An 18,359-nucleotide genomic window follows, 5' to 3' on the forward strand; every position below is an offset into this window, starting at 1 on the left:
GTTCCCCGCGCCCCTTTGGGGCACGGTTCGGCAGCGCCCCGTAAGGGGCGCGGGGACTGCGCGACCAGCCCCCGCGGCGCCGCAGCCGTCCGACGGCACCCGGCGCCCCCCTACGGGGTCAGCCCGCCAGGGCGATGAGCCGCGCGGCGAGGTCAGCGAACGGGCCGTCGGTCGGCTCGTCCTGGACCATCCGCTTCACGAGCGCCGTCATCTCCTCGTCGTACGCCGCACTCACCGCCGTCAACGCCGCGAAGTCGTGCACGAGCTGCACCTCCAGCTCGGCGCGCGGAATGCGCCGTCCGTCCAGCCAGATCAGTGCCGTCGACTCGGCGAGCGAGATCCAGGAGCGGATGACCAGTTCGAGGCGGGGCGGTGCCTCGGTGATGTCGAGGTGGGAGAGGATCTGCTCGTAGGCGACCTGGCGCACGGAGTCGATGAGCGCGTTGGTCGCCGAGGAGCCGACCGCCGGGCCGCCGCGCATCAACGCGGCGAAGCCGGGCCCGTGTTCGTCGACGAAGTCGAAGAAGCGGCGCATGACGCGCAGCAGCCTGGCCCCGAGCGGGCCCTCGTGCGGCTCGGTGAAGCGGGCCGCGAGATCCTCCGAGGCACGCTTCAACGCGGCCTCGTACAGGCTGAGTTTGCCGGGGAAGTAGTGGTAGACGAGCGGCCGCGAGATGCCTGCGGCCGAGGCTATCTCGTCGATGGAGACCTCGTCGGGTGAGCGACGGCTGAACAGTTCGAGGGCGACGCCGATCAACTGCTGCCGCCGCTCCTCGACTCCCATCCTGCGACGTACCCCGGTTGTCATGCGAACACCTTACCGATCGGATCCGGCCTCCCACGGACCCGACCCTTCACGGGCGTTCACAGATCCAGCACAAGTCTCCCACTTCGCGCCCGTGATACACAGATGAGCATCGAGTCGGCACGCTCCGTGTCGGTGAGCAGCTCGTCCCGGTGTTCCACTTCCCCTTCCAGCACCCGCTGTTGACAGGTCCCGCAGAACCCCTGCGCACAGGAGTACGGCGTGTCGGGCAGCTCCGCCCGTACCGCGGCCAGCACCGTCGAGTCGGCCGGGACCGTCAACGTCCGTCCGCTGCGCCGGAGTTCGAGTTCGAAGGCGTGGTTGCCGTCGGCGTCGGTGCGCGGCGCGAAACGTTCGAGCCGCACCTCCGGGAAGCGCTCCTCCACCGCCGCCATCAGCCCCTCCGGACCGCAGCAGTACACCGCCGCGCCCTCCGGGACGGCCAGCGCGTCGAGGTCGGGGCGCCCGTCCTCGTCCTCCGCGACGACCGTGACCCGGTCGTCCCCGGCGAACTCCGCCAGGAACGGCATGGACCCGCGGGTTCGCCCGCAGTACAGCAGCCGCCACGCCACCCCGTCCGGCACGGCCCGCACCATCGACAGGATCGGCGTGATCCCGATGCCCCCGGCCACGAACACGTAGGACCGGGCCCCGACGAGCGGGAAACGGTTGCGCGGCCCGCGTACCTCCAGCTCCATGCCCGCCACGATCTGCTCGTGGACCTCCCGCGAACCGCCCCGCCCGTCCGCGACCAGCCGGGCGGCGATCGTGTACGAGGAGGTGTCGGCCGGATCCCCGCAGAGCGAGTACTGCCGGACCAGTCCGGACGGCAGCACCACATCGAGATGGGCCCCCGGTTCCCAGCCGGGCAACCGCTCACCCTCCAGGCGCAGTTGGACGACCCCTTCGGCGACCGTCCGGCGCGAGGCGACCAGGAGCCGCAGGGCCCGGGAGCGCGGCCGCCCGGAGGTCGGCGGATCCAGCGCCGGCATCGGCCACAGCGGGGAGGCCTCGATACGGCGGCGCAGGGCCCGCTGCACGAGCAGTGCGGCGCCCGCGACCGCGACGACGGTCCGCAGTCTCGGCGTCATCACTTGCCCTCCTGCTCGGCGGCCAGTGCGGCGGGGGAGGAGGCCAGGTAGGCGACGGCCTGCTCGGTGGAGCCCTCCTGGGAGGGGTGGTAGGTGCGGCTCAGGTACGTCGGGATCGACCTCAGCATGTCGCCGGTGGCGGGGAGCGTGCCGCGCCGGCCGGCGAGATAGAAGTCCCGGAGCCGGGCCCGGCCCTCGACGAGCGTCGGGTCGTTCGCCATGAAGAAACGGGCGCCGCGCTGCCACAGGAACACGATCGCCGTGAACGCCGTCGCCCAGGTCCGCACCCGGCGCCGGTAGCCGCCGTCGAGGTGCAGGAACAGGTCGAAGGCGACCGACCGGTGCTCGACCTCCTCGGCGCCGTGCCAGCGCAGCAGGTCCAGCATCATCGGGTCGGCGCCGCGCCGGTCCAGCTCCTCGGCGTTGAGCACCCAGTCGCCGAGGAAGGCGGTGTAGTGCTCGATGGCCGCGATCAGCGCGACCCGTTCCAGGAGCCACCAGCGCCTGGCCCTCCCGGGCGGCAGGGTCCGGTCGCCGAGCAGCTTCTCGAAGAACCAGTCGACCTGTGCGGTGTACGGCGTCGGGTCGAGCCCCTGTTCCCTGAGGTGGGGCAGCACCTCGTCATGGGCCTGGGAGTGCATCGCCTCCTGCCCGATGAACCCGATGACGTCCTCGCGCAGCCGCTCGTCGCGGATGAGGGGCAGCACCTGCTTGTAGACGTGCACGAACCACCGCTCGCCGGCGGGCAGCAGCATGTGCAGCACGTTGATGGTGTGCGTGGCGAAGGGATCGCCGGGCACCCAGTGCAGGGGAGTGTCCTCCCAGGCGAAGGACACGTTGCGGGCCTTGAGCGCGATGTGCTCGGACTGCACCGGCTGCGGCTGCTTGTTGGACATGGCGTCAATGTACTGACGGGTAGGTGACCTGAGAAGACCCCCGGCGGACCTTGTTTACGTGAGCGTCAGCAAGAGCGCGGTGCCGTGCTCACCGCAGACCGCTGATCTCGCCGCCGTCCTCCAGCGTCCCTTCCAGTTCGGCCTGCGCCCCCTGCTTCGCCCTGGCCACCAGCTGCGTCCCCGGCGCCGACGCCGTGACCCCGCCGGTCGCCCGGATCGACGCGGTGTCGCGGCTGCCCGCGGCCAGCAGGTACCACTGGCCGCCCCCGGACTTCCACAACACCCCGGCCAGCACATGCGGGTCGCGCGGGCCGCAGGCCGTCACATCGGCGCCCTTGGCCGCGACCGCCCCGTACTGGCTGCCCGGCGTCCGGAACTGCGCCAGCGACACGGCCCCGCCGCCCCGCCAGGTCTCGGCACGCGTACACACCCACGACCCGGTGCCGGCGGCCTCCGGCAGCTGCTGCTCGGCGAACGCCCACGCGTTGACGCTGCGCACCCCGGCCGACCGCTCCGCGGCCAGCGAGCAGGCGAACGGCGCCCAGTCGCGCAGCGCCGCCGAGCCCGAGGCCTCGCCGGTGTCCCCGGGCCGCCCGGCGGTGAGCCGGGCCGGCACCAGTTCGCCCAGGTCGGTCGCGAGGTGCACCCCCTGCGCATCGGTCAGCTGGAGCACGTTCCACGACGTGCACGCCCCCTGCTGCAGCGCGGAGCTGGCCAGCGGCCCGGTCACCCCGTCGGCCAGCGCGAGGTCCATCGCCCCCGCGGTCGGCTTCATCAGGTCCCGCTCGGCCGCCTTGGTCACCCAGGGGGCGGTCAGATAGCGGACGTTGCCGTCGGCGCGGCCGAGGACCAGGGCGCTCGCCTCCGCGCCGGTCGCGCCGTCGACCCGGGCGAAGTCCAGGGCGGCGCCCTCCGTGCCGTCCTTCGGTTCGGCGTAGCGGGCGATGCGCAGACCGTCGTAGAAGACCACCACCCGGGCGCTGTCGACCACGCCCGCGTACAGCAGCTGCGGCGGCCCTGCCGGGCCGCCGGTCTGGGTGCCGGGGGTCGCCGAGACGCGGACGGTGTCGCCGGGGCGGGCCCAGACGGCGAGGGCGCGGCGCAGCAGCGCGGTGTCGCCGGTGAGGGTGCCGCGGGCCGGCCAGACCGAGAAGTCGGTGCGCGCGGCGGTCTGCCAGGCGGTGGCCGCGACCTCGGTCAGCCGGGCCGGGTCCAGGGCGGCCTGGGCGGCCGGGTTCTGCGCGTACACGGGGGCGGCCGCGCCGTCGGCGCCCCAGCCGCCGCCCGGCAGCGCGACCAGCGCCCCGCACACCGCGAGGGCGGCCGCGGCGGCGAGCGCGGCCTTGGTGTGCTGGCGGCGGCGCATCAGGTCGGTGGGCCGGGCCTGCAGGGAACAGGGGTCGAACTCGGGGGAGTCGAGCAGCGGGTACTCGGCCGGGACGCCGTTGGCCTCGGCGAGCGCACCCTCGGGGTGCTCGACGCCGACCGCCCGCAGGATCCTGCGGACGTCGCCGTCGGGGAGCTGTTCGAGACCGCGCAGCGCGTAGGCGGCGCGGGCCGGGCCGGAGAGGCCGGCGAGCCGCTGGTCCAGGGCGAGTTCGTCGGCGCCCCCGGAACGCGGGAAGAGCCTGAGGCCCCACACCTGGGGGAGCAGCGGCGGCAGCTGGGCGCGGGTGGGCCACGCGGTGAGCCGGAGCGGCCGGCCCGCCTCCAGTGCCGTACGCACCACCGCGAGCCGGACCAGCGAGTACCCGGGGTCGGTCTGCCGCCCGTTCGCCTGGGCCGGGATCACCGGGACCTGCCTGCGGCCCCGGGGCAGGGCCCGCTGGACCAGGGAGTGCGCGGTCAGGACGCGGCGGCCGCGCGCGAGCCCCGGCGGCAGGACCAGGTAGGCGAGCCGGACCAGCCGGGGGTAGTGCTCGACGAGCGCGGCCTCGGCCTGCTCGACATCGACGGCCGGATGCGGGGCTCCGGCGGAGGCGGCTGCGTGACGCTGGGCTACATCCTGTGACTGCACGTCCTGAAGAACGAGCGACCCGTTGGTTGGTCACCGCCACACGGGTGACACTGCGGTGTCCGCACGATGTGAGCCGATGTGAGTGCTTCGCGGCCCGCAGCCGTATCGAAGGGGACGGGCCCCTGAAGGCACCGGGGGCCGGCAACGCGACCGGAGGAACAGATGAGGTTGACCCGACCGATGCTCGCCGCGGCGGGCGCCGTGGCCGCCCTGGCGCTGGCGGGCTGTGGATCCGGAGACGGCAAGGCGGAAGCGAAGATCCCGGTCACCGCGACCGGCAGCCTGGAGAGCCTCGCCGCCAAGGTGAAGTGCACCCCCGACATGCAGATCGACTCCGACGAGGTCCGCCAGGCGATCTGCAAGGTCCCCGCCGGCAAGTTCGTCTTCGCCACCTTCGCCACCGACCGCGGCCAGCGCGAGTGGATCAACGACGCCAAGGACTACGGCGGTTTCTACCTCGTCGGCCGCAAGTGGGTCGCCGTCGGCACCGACAAGCTGGTCAAGTCGCTGCAGACCACGCTGGGCGGCGAGGAGGAGATCGGCACCGACCACAGCAAGCACACCAGCTGACGCACCACTTGAGGTTCACGGCACATACGAAAGCGGGCGGTGGGAGATTCCCACCGCCCGCCCCGTGTTACCGGGTCACCGGCTGGCTACTGCTCCTGCTGCTACTGGCACTTGCGGCCGGTGTTGACGCAGTTGGCGATCGTCGCCGCCAGGTTGTTCTTGGTGACGCTGATGAAGTCGTCGTGGTCGGTGGCGGCCTTGTGCAGCTGCTCCGGGAAGCCGTCCACGGCGTAGGCGTTCTTGACCTGGCCGTTCACGATGCTCGGCTGGGCCAGGTTGTACACCAGACGCATCGTCAGCTGCGGGATCGCCTTGAAGCCGTTCGGGCAGACACCGCTCGCCGGGTCGGCGAAGGCCACGTGCGTACGGTGGTTGGCGCTGTCGATGTTCACGCCGTCCCAGCAGCTCTGGAAGGCGAACGTCCGCACCACCTGGCTGCCCTTCGGGCAGATCGGGTACTGCTCGGTCAGCTGGACCTTGTTCTCGAAGCCGGTGCAGCTCCAGTGCGCGTTGGCGTTGGCCAGACCGTTGGTCGTGGTCTTGGCGTCACCGGTGATGATGCGCAGGAACTGGGGCATCGCGACGACCTTGCTGGCCGGGCTGCCGACGTACTTGATCTGCGCCTGGACCGGCGTGATGATCTTGCCGACGTTGCCTTCCTTGCCACCGCCGTCCGCGTTCGCGTCGAACTCCTGCGAGCCGTCCTGCTCACGCACGACCGGCCAGTAGTACGACGAGAGGTCACTCTGGTTCTGGCAGCTGGAGGGGGCGGCCAGCAGCGAGTCGTTCGTCGAGAACGCGTTGACCTTCTGGTTGCCGACGTAGTCGTGCTCGTGGTGCGCGCCGTTGGTCACGCCGGGCGCCACGATGACGTTGTCGGTGTTGTGGTTCTTGTTCTGGTTCGTGCCACAACGGGTGGTGAAGGTACCGGTCGAGGCCTGGCCCGTCTTCGCCGGCTTGCCCTGGACGTTGTTCGCGACCTTGGTGATGTCCACGAAGTCGGCCGCGGACGGGCCGTTGCCGGCCTGTCCGCCGGCGCCGACGTCCACCGGGGTGCTGGCGCTGGCACTCGGGGCGGCACTGGCGCTGGCCTGGCCGTTGTTGTTCTGGCCACCGTTGTTGTTGTTCTGGCCGCCGTTGTTGTTCTGACCACCGTTGTTGTTGCCCTGGCCGGCGGTGGTCTGGTTGGCGGCCTGCGTGGTGCAGGCGGCGAGCTGGGCCAGCGAGCTGTCGAACTGGCCGCCGACCCGGGTGATGTCGATACGGATCCGGTCGATCGTGGCCGCCCGCTTCTCCTTCAGGGGGCCGGTGATCGCGTTCTGCACGAAGTTGGCGTCGTTGGCCTGCGCCTGACGGGTGGAGGCGAGCCGGGAGTAGGCCTCGGTGATCTGCTTGTCGAGGTTCGCCAGCTCCGCCGCCACCCCCATCTTCGCCTTGGCGGGCACGTTCGTCAGCTTCTGGCCGACGTCCGGGCAGGAGATGGTCGCCACCGTCGCGGAGGCGGCCTTCGTGTAGTTCTGCGCCGAGTTGTTCGACTCGTGAGCCGAAGCGTTCATCTGCGCATAGAGCAGCCCGCCCCCGCCGAGTGCTACGGCCGCCGATGCGGCTATGACCTTGACGGTCAGCGGCGAACGGCGTTTGCGTATGTTGCGTCCCATGGAACTCCTCAGACCTTCCTTGCGGGGCGGCATCGAGGCGCCCGACAGGAGTGAAGCGGCGCCCTTTCATACGCACCCCGTCTCAGAGGTGTTCAGGCGTCTCACAAATTCATCAGAGATTTGTTACGCACTTGGGGCACAACTGCCGTTTGAGCAGCGGAGTTTCTGGAAAATTAGCGGTCGCGGTCAAGGTACGCGAGCACTGCCAGGACGCGCCGGTTGTCATCGTCCGACACCTCAAGTCCCAGTTTGGTGAAGATGTTGGAGGTGTGCTTGGCGATGGCCCGTTCCGTGACGACGAGCTGCCCGGCGATCGCCGCGTTTGACCGGCCCTGCGCCATCAGCTCCAGGACCTCCAGCTCCCGCGGTGTCAAGCCCCCCAGCGGCCGGTCGTCGGCCCGCCGGGACAGCAGCTGCTGGATCACCTGCGGGTCCATGGCCGTACCGCCCGCCGCGACCCGCCGTACGGCGTCCACGAACTGCTCCGCGTCGAACACCCGGTCCTTCAGCAGATAGCCCACCCCGCCGCTGCCGTCGGCCAGCAGCTCCCGCGCGTACAGCTGCTCCACGTGCTGGGAGAGCACCAGCACCGGCAGTCCGGGCCGCTTGTGCCGCGCCTCCAGCGCGCACTGCAGCCCCTCGTCGGTGTGCGTGGGCGGCAGCCGCACGTCGACCACGGCCACGTCCGGCTCCGACTCGGCCAGCGCACGGGCGAGTTCGGGCCCGGACTCGACCGCGGCCGCGATCTCGAAGCCATGGGCCTCCAGCAGCCGGACCAGTCCGTCGCGCAGCAGGAACAGGTCTTCGGCTAGGACAACGCGCACGGAATCTCCATGGTGACCATGGTGGGACCGCCCGCGGGGCTGCTGACGGCCAGGACGCCGTCGAATGTACCCAGCCGCCGCTCCACCCCGGCGAGCCCCGACCCGGCGCCGACCACCGCGCCGCCCCTGCCGTGGTCGGTGACCGAGATCCGCAGCATGCCGCCGCCTTCCGGCACGTGGTGCAGGTCCACCCAGATCCGGTCGGCGCCGGAGTGCTTGACCGCGTTGGTCAGCACCTCGCTCACCGCGAAGTACGCCGCCGACTCCACCGGCGCGTCCGCCCGCCCCGGCAGCTCCACCGTCACCTCCGTCGGCACCGGCAACCGCAGCGCCAGCGCCCGTACGGCGTCCCCGAGCCCGCGCTCCGCCAGCACCGGCGGATGGATGCCCCGGACCAGGTCCCGCAGCTCGCCCAGCGCCTCCACGGACGCCTGCCGGGTCTGCGCGAGCAGCTGCCTGGCCTTCTCCGGATCCCTGTCCAGCAGCATCTCGATCGTCCCGAGATCCATCCCCATGGCCACCAGCCGCGCCTGCGCCCCGTCGTGCAGGTCCCGCTCGATCCGGCGCAGCTCGGCGGCCGACGCGTCCACCGCGTCCTTCCGGGTCTCCGTCAACACCCTTACCCGCTCCACGAGTTCGCCCTTCCCGGGGTCGAGGACGGTGCGGGTGAGCCGGAAGTGGGCGGTCAGCGCGGCCGGGGCGTAACGGAAGGCGCCGACGAGGAGGACGGCGCCGAGCGCGGCGGCGCCGAACGCGGTGGCCTGCCCGCTGACCGGCACGAAGCCGTACCAGTACGGCCCGTACTTCCCGTAGGGCCCGCCGGTCATGGTCCGCCACAGCCCCGCCGCCAGCGCGAACCCCTCGAACGGGTAGAAGACGAGCACCGCCGGCAGCAGCGCGGTCACGAACCCGGCCGTCATGTCGACGAACAGCCACAGCACGTCGCGCCGGACCTGCGGGTCGCCCAGCATCCCGAAGGTCCTGGCCCAGGGGTTGGCGTCCGCCGGGACCGTCCGGTACGCCGACCGGATCCGCACCCCGCACCACTCGTACGCGAGCCGCCGCCGCACGTCCGCCACGTCCCGCACGCCGCCGAGGATCCACGGGGTGGTGACGATCCCGACCCCGATCGGGATCAGCGCCACCGAGACCGCGACCAGCGTGAAGCAGAGCACCGAGACCGGCAGGATCACCAGCGCCAGCACCAGCCCCCGCACGGCGGCGAGCAGGGTCTCCCGGGCCCTGGCACGGAAGCCCCTGCTGTCTGTGTTCGTCGTCATGCGACCAGTCTCCCGAACCTCCCGGATGCGGGTCACTGGCCCGAAGCCCCATGTCAGGGGGTGGTGTTGGGTACACCCCGGGCGCGCTGAATGCTCCGCCGGAAGTGCCGCGCTGTGCCGTCTGCCGACTGCAGCGCCGTCGTGGCTGGTCGCGCAGTTCCCCGCGCCCCTTACGGGGCTTCGGGCAGCGCCCTGAAGGGGCGCGGGGCTGTATCTGATATGCGGCTCCGCCGCGTGGGCGCGACCAGCCCCCACCGGCCCGCAGCTCAGATCGAACCCCTGCCGACCGAACCCCAAGCACCCGCGCTTCGACATCGGGGTCGAGTCGTACACCGAGCCGCTCGACAGGTACGTATACCGTCCGGGGCGCGCCCGTCAGCGGCCCGTCGGCGGGGTGTACTTGTATCCCACCCGGCGGACCGTCTGGATCGCCCGGCGGTGCTCCGCGCCGAGCTTGCGGCGCAGCCGGGCGACATGGACGTCGACCGTGCGGCCGTCGCCGACGTGGCCGTAGCCCCAGACCGTGGTGACGAGCTGGTCGCGGGTGTGCACCCGGCCCGGATGCGCCACCAGATGGGCGAGCAGCTCGAACTCCAGGTAGGTGAGGTCGAGTTCACGCCCGTCGACCTGGGCGGTGCGCTCCACGGTGTCGACGGTGACGAGCGGCCGGGCGCCGGCCGCGGCCGGTTCCCCGGCCGGTTCCTGCGGGTCCGGCACCGCGACCGGCAGGAAGGGCGGCTGCTGGTCCGCCGGGACCAGCACCAGGTAGCCGATCATCGGCGGCTGGCCCGGCAGGGTGGGCAGGGCGTGCTGCGGGGCGGGCAGCCAGGTGGCGCCCGGCGGCAGCAGGTCCGCCATGTCCACGACCTCGTCCCGGTTGACGGCACGCAGCCGGTGCCGGCCGGGCGAGGAGGAGGTGAGGGCGGAGGCGGGGGAGAGAGAACGAGTGGTCGCCATGAGACGTCAGCTCTTTCGCGCGAGGAGTCAGTCGGTCGGGGCGACGGCCGCGATTCGTGGTCGGGCGCGCCGGGGACGTACTGCGTTCCGCGCTGGCCGAAGGCCGGGGTGTACGGCTTTAGAGGGCCCGCGCGTTCATCGCGCGGCAACACACCCGGTCGAAGTCGTGGTGCTGACGGGAAGGCCAGAACGGCTCAAGGTCCTGGCGACCCGTCGCGCTGCACTTCTGGAAGCTGGCCATGGGCCCATTGAAGCAGACACAGCCGGGAAACAGGACCCTCCTCTCACTGCTTGGACGCTTCCTTGGCATGACATTGACGTTGCGGCGGCGGGGGAGCCCATGCCGAAGGGGCGCCCACCGCGAACGGTGGACGCCCCTTCGGAAGGCTGCCGGCGGATCAGACCTGGTCGGCCTTCTCCAGCGCGGAGCAGCAGGTGTCGACGATCAGCCGCGTCACGACGTACGGGTCGACGTTGGCGTTCGGGCGGCGGTCCTCGATGTAGCCCTTGCCGTCCTTCTCGACCTGCCACGGGATACGGACCGAGGCACCGCGGTTGGAGACGCCGTAGGAGTACTCGTTCCACGGGGCGGTCTCGTGCAGACCGGTCAGGCGGTCGTCGATGCCGGCGCCGTAGTTCTTGACGTGGTCGAGCGGCTTGGAGCCCTCGCCGAGCGACTCGCAGGCGGTGATGATCGCGTCGTAGCCCTCGCGCATCGCCTTGGTGGAGAAGTTGGTGTGCGCGCCGGCGCCGTTCCAGTCGCCCTTGACCGGCTTGGGGTCGAGGGTGGCGGAGACGCCGAAGTCCTCGGCGGTGCGGTAGAGCAGCCAGCGGGCCACCCACAGGTGGTCGGAGACCTCCAGCGGGGAGACCGGGCCGACCTGGAACTCCCACTGGCCGGGCATGACCTCGGCGTTGATGCCGGAGATCGCGAGACCCGCCTTCAGACAGTTCTCCAGGTGGGCCTCGACGATCTCGCGGCCGAAGATCTCGTCGGCGCCGACACCGCAGTAGTAGCCGCCCTGGGGGGCCGGGAAGCCGCCCTCGGGGAAGCCCAGCGGACGGGAGCCGTCGAAGAAGGTGTATTCCTGCTCGATGCCGAAGATCGGCTCCTGGGAGGCGAACTTCTCCGCGACCTCGGTCAGCGCGGCACGCGTGTTGGAGGAGTGCGGGGTGAAGTCGATGTCCAGGACCTCGCACAGGACGAGGACGTCGTCGCCGCCGCGGATCGGGTCCGGGCAGGTGAAGACCGGCTTCAGCACACGGTCCGAGGAGTGCCCCTCGGCCTGGTTCGTGGACGACCCGTCGAAGCCCCAGATCGGCAGCGCGTCCAGACCGGCGGGGGCGCCCGCTATGATCTTCGTCTTCGAACGCAGCTTGGCCGTCGGCTCGGTGCCGTCGATCCAGATGTACTCAGCCTTGAAGGTCACGGGCCACATCCTTCGGGGTGGGTCGGGCGCACTTGCGGGTGCAGTGGCGCTACGGCACTGGGGCGCCTCGGTGTTGCCCGGCAGCCTGTCAACAGGCGATTTCCCGATCATTGCTCGAATGTGAACCCGGTGTTACCTGGTGGTTCTGTGGTGCGACTCACGTTGTGAGAGCCGGGCGGGCGGGGTACGGAGCCCAATTCGGACGCCGTGCCGACCTCTTCGCGGCCGACCCCTTCGCGGCGGCCGCCGGCTTTCCCTCCGTGAAAGCCGGCGGCCGAGCCTCGACCCGTGGTGTCGGTCAGCCGACCTTCTCGATCAGCGCGCGGCGGATCAGGAACTTGCCGGGTTCCCGGACCTGTTCGAAGGCCGCGTTGTTGAGCAGCACGCAACTGCCGGAGACCGACGTGACCTTCACCGTCGTGGACTTGTTGTTGTCCAGGTTGGTGACCTTCAGCGTGGTTCCCGCCGGGAACTGGTTGCTGGAGGCGGCCGGCGCGCCGGCCTCGCCGGAGAGCGTGACGGTCGAGCCCTTGCAGACCTGCTGCCCGGAGGCGGCGGTGCCCCCGGTGTTGCCCGTGTTGCCGGTGGCCGCGCTCTTCGAGGGCGCCGCCGTGGCGGTCTGGCCGGTCTGGCCCGTCTGCGTGCCGCTCGCCGCCTGGGAGCCCTGAGCCGACTCCCCAACGACGCAACCGGACGCCTTCTGCTGGACCTTGATCTGCGCGATGACCGCCTCGCGGTTGGCGATCCGGGCCGACGACTGGGCGTCCGGGTTCGCCTTCTGGTCGGCGATGAACTTCTGGTTGTTGCCGAGGGCCGTGGCCAGCCCCGAGCAGACGGTCGAGTCCGCCGCCGACGACAGCGTCTTCGCGTTCTGCGGGCTCTGTGCGGCGTTCGAGGTGGACGCCAGGACGAAGGCCCCGCCGCCGGCCACGGCTGCGGCGCCGACCAGCAGTGCGACGGTCTTCTTGGCGCCGAGAGTTCTCCTACGCGACATGCGCGCCTCCTCAGAGGGGGTGGGGGAACGTACGCCGGTAGGTACGAGATACCGAACGTTGTTACTCAGCGGTTACAGGAGTCACTGAAGTAACCTGCGTCACACTTCGGTTGAGCGCTGCTCAGCTCTTGCTCCTGGCCAGCGCTTCCTGTACGGCCTCGTCGGTACGGGCGACGATCGCCGTGCCGTCGTCGGCGGTGATGATCGGCCGCTGGATGAGCCGGGGGTGCTCGGCGAGGGCTGTGATCCACCGGTCGCGCGCGCTCGCGTCCCGCGCCCACTCCTTCAGCCCCAGCTCCTTGGCGACCGCCTCCTGGGTGCGGGTGACGTCCCAGGGTTCGAGCCCGAGCCGTTCCAGTACGGTCCTGATCTCGTCCTCGGTCGGTACGTCCTCCAGGTAGCGGCGGACGGTGTAGTCGGCCCCCTCGGCGTCGAGCAGACCGATCGCGGTGCGGCACTTCGAGCAGGCGGGATTGATCCAGATCTCCATGCGGGGAACGGTACGCGGACCGCCGCCGAGGAGCGCTCTGTTCGAATTTAGGGGAGTGTCGTGGGAACCCCTCACGCACATCGCGCCCCACCTGAAAAACCCTTCTCCACCTGGCAGTTCGGTGCCTTTACGGGCTGTCTCATTGTCAGTCCCGGCCGGTACACTGGAAGCAGTGTTCGAGAGGGGCGCCGGGGAGTCCGGAGGCGCCCCGACCGCGACAGGAGGATGCCTGTGCCCGCTGCCGCACTGAAGCCGAAGCCGAAGTCCCTGCCGACCCAGTCCACCGCGAAGCGAGCGGTCCTGCTCGACTCGCCGTACGCGCCGGCGGAGAAGCGCCCGCTGCCGGCCGGGCGGCCACGCGAGTGGTACGTCACACACAACCGTCGCCTGAAGGCCATGCGCCTCGCCATCGCCCTGCTCGACTCCGGCGTCTACCTGCCCAACCAGGCGCGCAACGAGACGATACGGAGCACGGCGGAGAGCATCGGCATCCACCCGCCGTCGGACACGACGTGCCACATGGTGCGGGCGCTGATGCGATATTCGCGGTGAGCCGGTGGCGCCGGGTGCCGTGCGTCTACGGCGGCGCCCGGTGCCCTTGTGTTTCGGCCGCGGGCCGGTGGGGGTTGCCCGCGCAGTTCCCCGCGCCCCTTACGGGGCACATAGTCCGCGGGCAGTCGTGCCGCTGGGGCGGCACGGGTGGGCGCGGGCGGCACCCTGCCAGCGCCGGTAAGCGTCCCCACCCCCCCGGCCCCCGCCCCCCCGGTTCCGCTCACCCGCTCAGCTCCCGTTCCACCGGTGTCCGGAACCTCGGTGTGACCTTCGCCGTGCCCACCCAGCCGCGCAGCCGCTCCGCCTCCGCCGCGATCGCCTGCTCGGCCTCTCTCCGGATGCCGGGATCGAGGATCCGCCAGACGATCTCGCCGTCCCGGCGCTGCGCCCAGCCGCCCACCACCAGCCCGTTCCACCACACCGTCGGCCCCACGTTGCCGCTTCTGTCGAAGAGCAGCGGCCGGAGCTCCGGCGGCAGGTACCAGTCCCGCTGCTGCCATGCCATGGCCGTCGGGTCGAGGGCGGGGAGGAGGGCCGCCCAGGGCCGGGACGGTTCGGCGACCGGCGGCAGGTCCCCGGCCGTCACGTACCCCGTGTCGCCCTCGTCCAGCGTCACCGGCTGCGCTCCGATGGCGGTCAGCGCGCGGCGGACCTCCGTCACCCGCCACCCCGTCCACCACTTGAGGTCCGCCTCCGTGGCCGGGCCGCAGGCGTGCAGCCAGCGGTTCAGCAGGACGGCCTGGGCCTCGGCCGGGTCCAGCTCCGGATGGTCCGGCGCCGGTGCCCAGCGGAACTGGCTGGACGTCCAGGAGCCCAGCGGGCGGCCCCGCACCACCTTGCCCTCCACGCCCAGGACCCTCAGCAGGCGCGTGGAGACGGTGTGGACGCCCTCGTAGCTCTTGCCCGCGGCGTACGTGAACTGCTCGCGCAGGCGTGGCTCGGCGGCCGCCAGTTCCGTCGCCGTCGCCTGGCCGAGCCTGGCCAGCTCGGCCAGCGCCGCGGACTCGACCTCCGCGAGCCAGGCCGCGTCCGGGGCACCGGCCCGCGCCATGTCCTTCAGCAGGTGGGCGCGTTCGCGGGCGGCGACCGTGAGGCCCGTCGAGGCGTGCACGACCGCCGTGAGCTCCGCCGGGAAGACGAACACCGTGTGCCGCATGCCGTGCATCCGCACCAGGGTGCGGTCCTCGTACAGGGCCCGCTCCGTCGCCGGCACGGTCTTCGCCGCCTCGGCCAGCCGCGCCCCCACCGCCAGGTGCACAGTCGCCGGATCCGAGCCGTGCAGCGCCACCAGCGCCTCGGCGACCTCCTCCGGCGCCGTCGCCCGTGCCGGGCCCGCCAGCAGGTGGCGCACCGCCAGCCGGGAGCGCCGCTCCGCCACCCCGATGTGCCGCCGCCCGTCGCTCATGCCGACCTCCCCGTGGACTCCTGACCGCATCCTGCCCGACGCCACTGACAATCACCTGTTCGCCGGGCTCGGCATGCGCCGGACCCGGCATCTCCCTTTCACTGCGATCAGCAGGTCAAGGAGGGAGCAGTCGACCGAGGGGAGCGCCGTATGACCACACCCGCCGACCGTGCCGCCCGCGGCAAGGCCGCCCGCAAGCGGGTCCCCCGCTCGGCCCACGCCTTCTGGCTGCCCCCCGTCGACCGCCCCGACCCCGTCGCCGTACTGGAGCGGCAGGGCCGCGACCGGCTGCCCGAACTGCTGCCCATCCGGTACGGGAGGATGGCCGCCTCGCCCTTCGCCTTCCTGCGCGGTGCGGCCGCCGTGATGGCGGCAGACCTCGCCGCCCAGCCGCACACCGGGCTCACCGTGCAGCTCTGCGGAGACGCGCATCTGCTGAACTTCGGTCTCTACGCCTCCCCGGAGCGGTCCCTGCTCTTCGACCTGAACGACTTCGACGAGACGTTCCCCGGGCCCTTCGAGTGGGACGTCAAACGGCTCGCCGCGTCCGTCGCCGTCGCCGCCCGCGAGAACGGGCACGGCGATCCGGAGGCCCGCGCCGCCGCCCGGGCGGCCGTGGCCGCGTACCGGACCGCCATGCGGCGGCTGGCCGGGCTCGGGGAACTCGCCGTCTGGTACGAACGGGTCGACACCGAAGGCCTGCTGGCCCTGGCCGGCTCCGCGCGCCGCCGGCGCCGGATCGAGGACACCCTCACCCGGGCCCGGCGCCGCACCAGCCTGCACGCGCTCGGCCGGCTCACCGAGACCACCGGCGGACAGCGCCGCATCATCAAGGACCCGCCGCTCCTCGAACCCGCCGGCGCCTCCGACATGGCCTCCCTGCGCAAGACCTTCAGCGACTACCGCTCCACCCTCACCGAGGAGCGCCGGCTCCTCCTCGACCGCTACCGCTTCGTCGACGCGGCCCGCAAGGTCGTCGGCGTCGGCAGCGTCGGCACCCGCTGCTTCATCGTCCTGCTGGCCGGCCGGGACGCCGACGACCCGCTGTTCCTGCAGATCAAGGAGGCCCGGACGTCCGTACTGGAGCAGCATCTGCCGAACGGGCCCCACGCCCACCACGGCCACCGGGTCGTCGCCGGGCAGCGGCTGCTCCAGGCCGCCGGGGACATCTTCCTCGGCTGGATGACCGGCCCCCAGGGCCGCGCCTTCTACTGGCGTCAGCTGCGCGACATGAAGGGCGCCGCCGAGGTCGCCGCGATGGACCCGAAGGGCCTGCGCGGCTACGCCACGCTGTGCGGTACGACCCTGGCGCGCGCCCACGCCCGGTCCGGTGACCGTATCGCCATCGCCGCCTACCTGGGCGGCACCGACACCTTCGACCAGGCGGTCACCGACTTCGCCCTCGCCTACGCCGACCAGACCGCCACCGACCACGCCGGCCTCGGCGCGGCCGTGACGGCGGGCGTCCTGACGGCGGCGCCGGGGATCTGAGCCCGCCGGGCCGGTTCAGCCCTGGTGCCGGAGCAGCATCGCGACGAACTCCCGTCGGTCGTCCGGGTGTTCACGGAACCAGAGGCCCAGCCGGTGCTCCGCGTCCGGGAGTTCGAAGCGGGTGTAGCGGGACCGGGTGCGCAGGGCGTCCTGGACGGCAGCCGTGACCTGCGGCGGGATCACCGCGTCCGTGCCCGGCACCGCGAGCACCGCCCGGCCCGCGTACGAGCGCAGCGCCGCCAGGGCGGGTGAGGCGCGCCAGGCGTCCGGGGTGCGGATGAGGTCGGTGAAGCGGCCGGTGCCGTCGCCGAAGGGGACGTCCCAGGACTCCGGGGTGTAGACCGCGGGGGAGCAGAGGCCGATCGCCGAGGCGCGGTCGCCGTAGTGCCGTACGAGATCCGCGACCGTCTGGCCGCTCATGCTGAAGCCCACCAGGATCAGCGGGCGTTCCGGCTCCACCTGGGCGTCGATCACAGCCGTCGCCTGCTCGAAGCGGCGACGCAGGCTCAACTCCGCGAGTGCGCCGGTGCTTTCGCCGTGGCCCGAGAAGTCGAAGGCCAGGGCGGGGCGGCCGTGGGCGGTGAACTCCGCGAGCAGCGGGCGCAGTCGCCGCTCGGTGCCGGTGCCGGCGCCGTGCAGCAGGACGGCGACCGGTCCGCCGCTGCCGTCCGGACCGCCTGCGGCCCAGGTACGGACCCCGCTGAGCCGTTCGCCGTCGTAGTCGTGGGTGAAGTCGGTGAGTTGGACCATGCGGCACATTCACCCACGGGTGCGCCCACGCGTGCACACGGGAAAACGGGATGCACGCCGAGTGACCGGCTCCCTACGCTGGAGAGGCGTTGCGGAGTGGTCCACCACCGCTTTCCGAAGGGCGGGCCGCGCCCCCGGGACACGGGACTACACTGCCGCGCACCGACGGACGGCCGCCCGTCCCCCGCGTGCCGTCGGATCCGTCGACCGCTCACACACCCACGCCACGGAGGCCCGTCATGGGCACCATCGTCCTATCCGGAACCGTCGTCCTGGTCATCCTCGGATTCGGCAACCACAACTGGTGGCTCGCCGCCGTCGCCCTGCTCTTCCTGTACGTCCAGTACGGGCGGGGTTCGTCGTCGGCCTCCTCGTCGGGCGGTTCGTCCGGCGGGGGAGGGGGCATGGCCAACGACTACAAGACGTACCGCGACCGCCGTGACCAGCAGGCCAAGTGGGAGCGCCGCTACCGCCGCGAGCGCCCCCTGGAGTCCCGGCGCCAGCAGAACGAGAAGGGGAAGTAAGGGGAGGCAGAGGTAACAGGCAGCGGGTGCCCCGGCCGTTCAGAGGCCCGGGGCGCCCCAGACCGGGAACCAGCGGCTGAGGTCCTGCTCGATCCGCAGGTCGTTCGCGAGGACCGCCTTCACCTGCAACTCCAGCGCGCTGTCCCGCCGTTCACCGGATCCGGGCAGCGGCGCGAAGGGGTAGAAGGTGCCCCGCTTGTAGAGGTACACGAGCGCGAGCCGGCGCCCGCGCTCGTCCTCGAAGGCGGCCAGGGAGCAGAGCAGCTGCGGGCCGAAGCCGTTGACCTCCATCGAGCTGTTCACCGCGTGCAGGTCGTTGACCAACTGTGGAAGCTGGTCTGAGGGGCGCCGCGAGACCAGCCAGGAGTAGCCGTAGTCGTCCTGGTGCAGTTCCACCGGGTCCCCGCCGCGGTCCGTGTCCGCGTCGAGGAGGGCCTGGATCTCCCGGTGGATCTGCTCGAAGGCCGCGCCCTCCACGGTGGCGAAGCACACCGCGCCCCCGCCGGTGGGCCGGAACCCGGCCGCCGCCTCCAGCGTCACCGCCGCCGACGGCAGGGCGAACAACTGGTCGAGATCGGGTGCGACCGGCTTCGTACGGCCCAGCAGGATGTCCAGGAACCCCATG

18 protein-coding genes are annotated in these 18,359 nt (G+C 71.8%); 4 read left to right on the forward strand and 14 right to left on the reverse strand.

Translation table 11 applies throughout. The features are described 5' to 3' along the window. Positions 1 to 118: 118 nt before the first annotated feature. The 4 genes from ACFWPQ_RS49500 to ACFWPQ_RS49515 all read right to left on the reverse strand — a co-directional run bounded on the left by ACFWPQ_RS49500 (position 119) and on the right by ACFWPQ_RS49515 (position 4,809). Positions 119 to 808 carry a TetR/AcrR family transcriptional regulator gene (locus tag ACFWPQ_RS49500; protein WP_384051218.1) on the reverse strand — a complete coding sequence of 230 codons (690 nt, stop codon included), beginning with the start codon at positions 806 to 808 and terminating at the stop codon, positions 119 to 121. Between the two features lie 56 nt (positions 809 to 864). After that, positions 865 to 1,896, reverse strand: coding sequence for a PDR/VanB family oxidoreductase (locus ACFWPQ_RS49505; RefSeq protein ID WP_384051220.1), 1,032 nt, complete (start codon positions 1,894 to 1,896; stop codon positions 865 to 867). Continuing rightward, positions 1,896 to 2,792, reverse strand: a complete 897-nt coding sequence (locus ACFWPQ_RS49510; RefSeq protein ID WP_384051223.1) for a metal-dependent hydrolase — start codon at positions 2,790 to 2,792, stop codon at positions 1,896 to 1,898. The genes ACFWPQ_RS49505 and ACFWPQ_RS49510 overlap by 1 nt, the downstream gene beginning before the upstream one ends. Before the next feature lie 88 nt (positions 2,793 to 2,880). Next, positions 2,881 to 4,809, reverse strand: coding sequence for a hypothetical protein (locus tag ACFWPQ_RS49515; protein WP_384051226.1), 1,929 nt, complete (start codon positions 4,807 to 4,809; stop codon positions 2,881 to 2,883). Between the two features lie 162 nt (positions 4,810 to 4,971). On the opposite strand from ACFWPQ_RS49515, the gene ACFWPQ_RS49520 reads away from it, so the two are divergent. Continuing rightward, positions 4,972 to 5,379 (forward strand): hypothetical protein, encoded by a 408-nt coding sequence (locus ACFWPQ_RS49520; protein ID WP_384051229.1) that lies wholly within the window; start codon positions 4,972 to 4,974, stop codon positions 5,377 to 5,379. Between the two features lie 101 nt (positions 5,380 to 5,480). Here the strand turns inward: ACFWPQ_RS49520 and ACFWPQ_RS49525 are convergent, their stop codons facing one another. The 7 genes from ACFWPQ_RS49525 to ACFWPQ_RS49555 all read right to left on the reverse strand — a co-directional run bounded on the left by ACFWPQ_RS49525 (position 5,481) and on the right by ACFWPQ_RS49555 (position 13,012). Then, positions 5,481 to 7,037, reverse strand: a complete 1,557-nt coding sequence (locus ACFWPQ_RS49525) for a DUF1996 domain-containing protein (protein WP_384051232.1) — start codon at positions 7,035 to 7,037, stop codon at positions 5,481 to 5,483. Positions 7,038 to 7,210: 173 nt separating this feature from the next. Then, positions 7,211 to 7,861 carry a LuxR C-terminal-related transcriptional regulator gene (locus ACFWPQ_RS49530; RefSeq protein ID WP_384051235.1) on the reverse strand — a complete coding sequence of 217 codons (651 nt, stop codon included), beginning with the start codon at positions 7,859 to 7,861 and terminating at the stop codon, positions 7,211 to 7,213. Continuing rightward, positions 7,846 to 9,141: a sensor histidine kinase gene (locus ACFWPQ_RS49535; RefSeq protein WP_384051238.1), complete on the reverse strand. Its 1,296-nt coding sequence runs from the start codon at positions 9,139 to 9,141 to the stop codon at positions 7,846 to 7,848. The genes ACFWPQ_RS49530 and ACFWPQ_RS49535 overlap by 16 nt, the downstream gene beginning before the upstream one ends. A 375-nt stretch (positions 9,142 to 9,516) precedes the next feature. Beyond that, entirely contained in the window at positions 9,517 to 10,098 is a 582-nt protein-coding gene (locus tag ACFWPQ_RS49540; RefSeq protein ID WP_384051241.1) for a winged helix-turn-helix domain-containing protein, read from the reverse strand. Positions 10,099 to 10,496: 398 nt separating this feature from the next. Next, positions 10,497 to 11,528, reverse strand: coding sequence for a glutamine synthetase (glnII, locus tag ACFWPQ_RS49545; RefSeq protein WP_384051244.1), 1,032 nt, complete (start codon positions 11,526 to 11,528; stop codon positions 10,497 to 10,499). Between the two features lie 298 nt (positions 11,529 to 11,826). Then, entirely contained in the window at positions 11,827 to 12,522 is a 696-nt protein-coding gene (locus ACFWPQ_RS49550) for a hypothetical protein (protein ID WP_384051247.1), read from the reverse strand. A gap of 121 nt (positions 12,523 to 12,643) precedes the next feature. Continuing rightward, positions 12,644 to 13,012 carry an arsenate reductase family protein gene (locus ACFWPQ_RS49555; protein WP_384051250.1) on the reverse strand — a complete coding sequence of 123 codons (369 nt, stop codon included), beginning with the start codon at positions 13,010 to 13,012 and terminating at the stop codon, positions 12,644 to 12,646. Positions 13,013 to 13,243: 231 nt separating this feature from the next. On the opposite strand from ACFWPQ_RS49555, the gene ACFWPQ_RS49560 reads away from it, so the two are divergent. Then, positions 13,244 to 13,564 carry a hypothetical protein gene (locus ACFWPQ_RS49560; RefSeq protein ID WP_089101213.1) on the forward strand — a complete coding sequence of 107 codons (321 nt, stop codon included), beginning with the start codon at positions 13,244 to 13,246 and terminating at the stop codon, positions 13,562 to 13,564. Positions 13,565 to 13,784: 220 nt separating this feature from the next. Here the strand turns inward: ACFWPQ_RS49560 and ACFWPQ_RS49565 are convergent, their stop codons facing one another. Continuing rightward, positions 13,785 to 14,969, reverse strand: coding sequence for a winged helix DNA-binding domain-containing protein (locus ACFWPQ_RS49565; protein WP_384051253.1), 1,185 nt, complete (start codon positions 14,967 to 14,969; stop codon positions 13,785 to 13,787). Between the two features lie 150 nt (positions 14,970 to 15,119). Here ACFWPQ_RS49565 and ACFWPQ_RS49570 point away from each other — a divergent pair, with 150 nt between their 5' ends. Continuing rightward, positions 15,120 to 16,460 (forward strand): DUF2252 domain-containing protein, encoded by a 1,341-nt coding sequence (locus ACFWPQ_RS49570; protein WP_384051256.1) that lies wholly within the window; start codon positions 15,120 to 15,122, stop codon positions 16,458 to 16,460. A gap of 15 nt (positions 16,461 to 16,475) precedes the next feature. Here the strand turns inward: ACFWPQ_RS49570 and ACFWPQ_RS49575 are convergent, their stop codons facing one another. Then, a complete protein-coding gene (locus ACFWPQ_RS49575) occupies positions 16,476 to 17,210 on the reverse strand; it encodes an alpha/beta hydrolase (RefSeq protein ID WP_384051259.1) in 735 nt (244 codons plus the stop codon). A 239-nt stretch (positions 17,211 to 17,449) separates the two neighbouring features. On the opposite strand from ACFWPQ_RS49575, the gene ACFWPQ_RS49580 reads away from it, so the two are divergent. After that, the gene (locus tag ACFWPQ_RS49580) at positions 17,450 to 17,734 is read left to right on the forward strand and encodes a hypothetical protein (protein WP_350780771.1); all 285 of its coding nucleotides are present in this window, start codon (positions 17,450 to 17,452) and stop codon (positions 17,732 to 17,734) included. 39 nt (positions 17,735 to 17,773) lie between these two features. On the opposite strand, the gene ACFWPQ_RS49585 is transcribed toward ACFWPQ_RS49580, so the two are convergent. Next, entirely contained in the window at positions 17,774 to 18,358 is a 585-nt protein-coding gene (locus tag ACFWPQ_RS49585) for a hypothetical protein (protein ID WP_384051287.1), read from the reverse strand. Position 18,359 lies beyond the last annotated feature (1 nt).

Origin of the sequence: Streptomyces sp. NPDC058464 (genome assembly GCF_042721035.1) — a bacterium.
Lineage (GTDB): Bacteria > Actinomycetota > Actinomycetes > Streptomycetales > Streptomycetaceae > Streptomyces.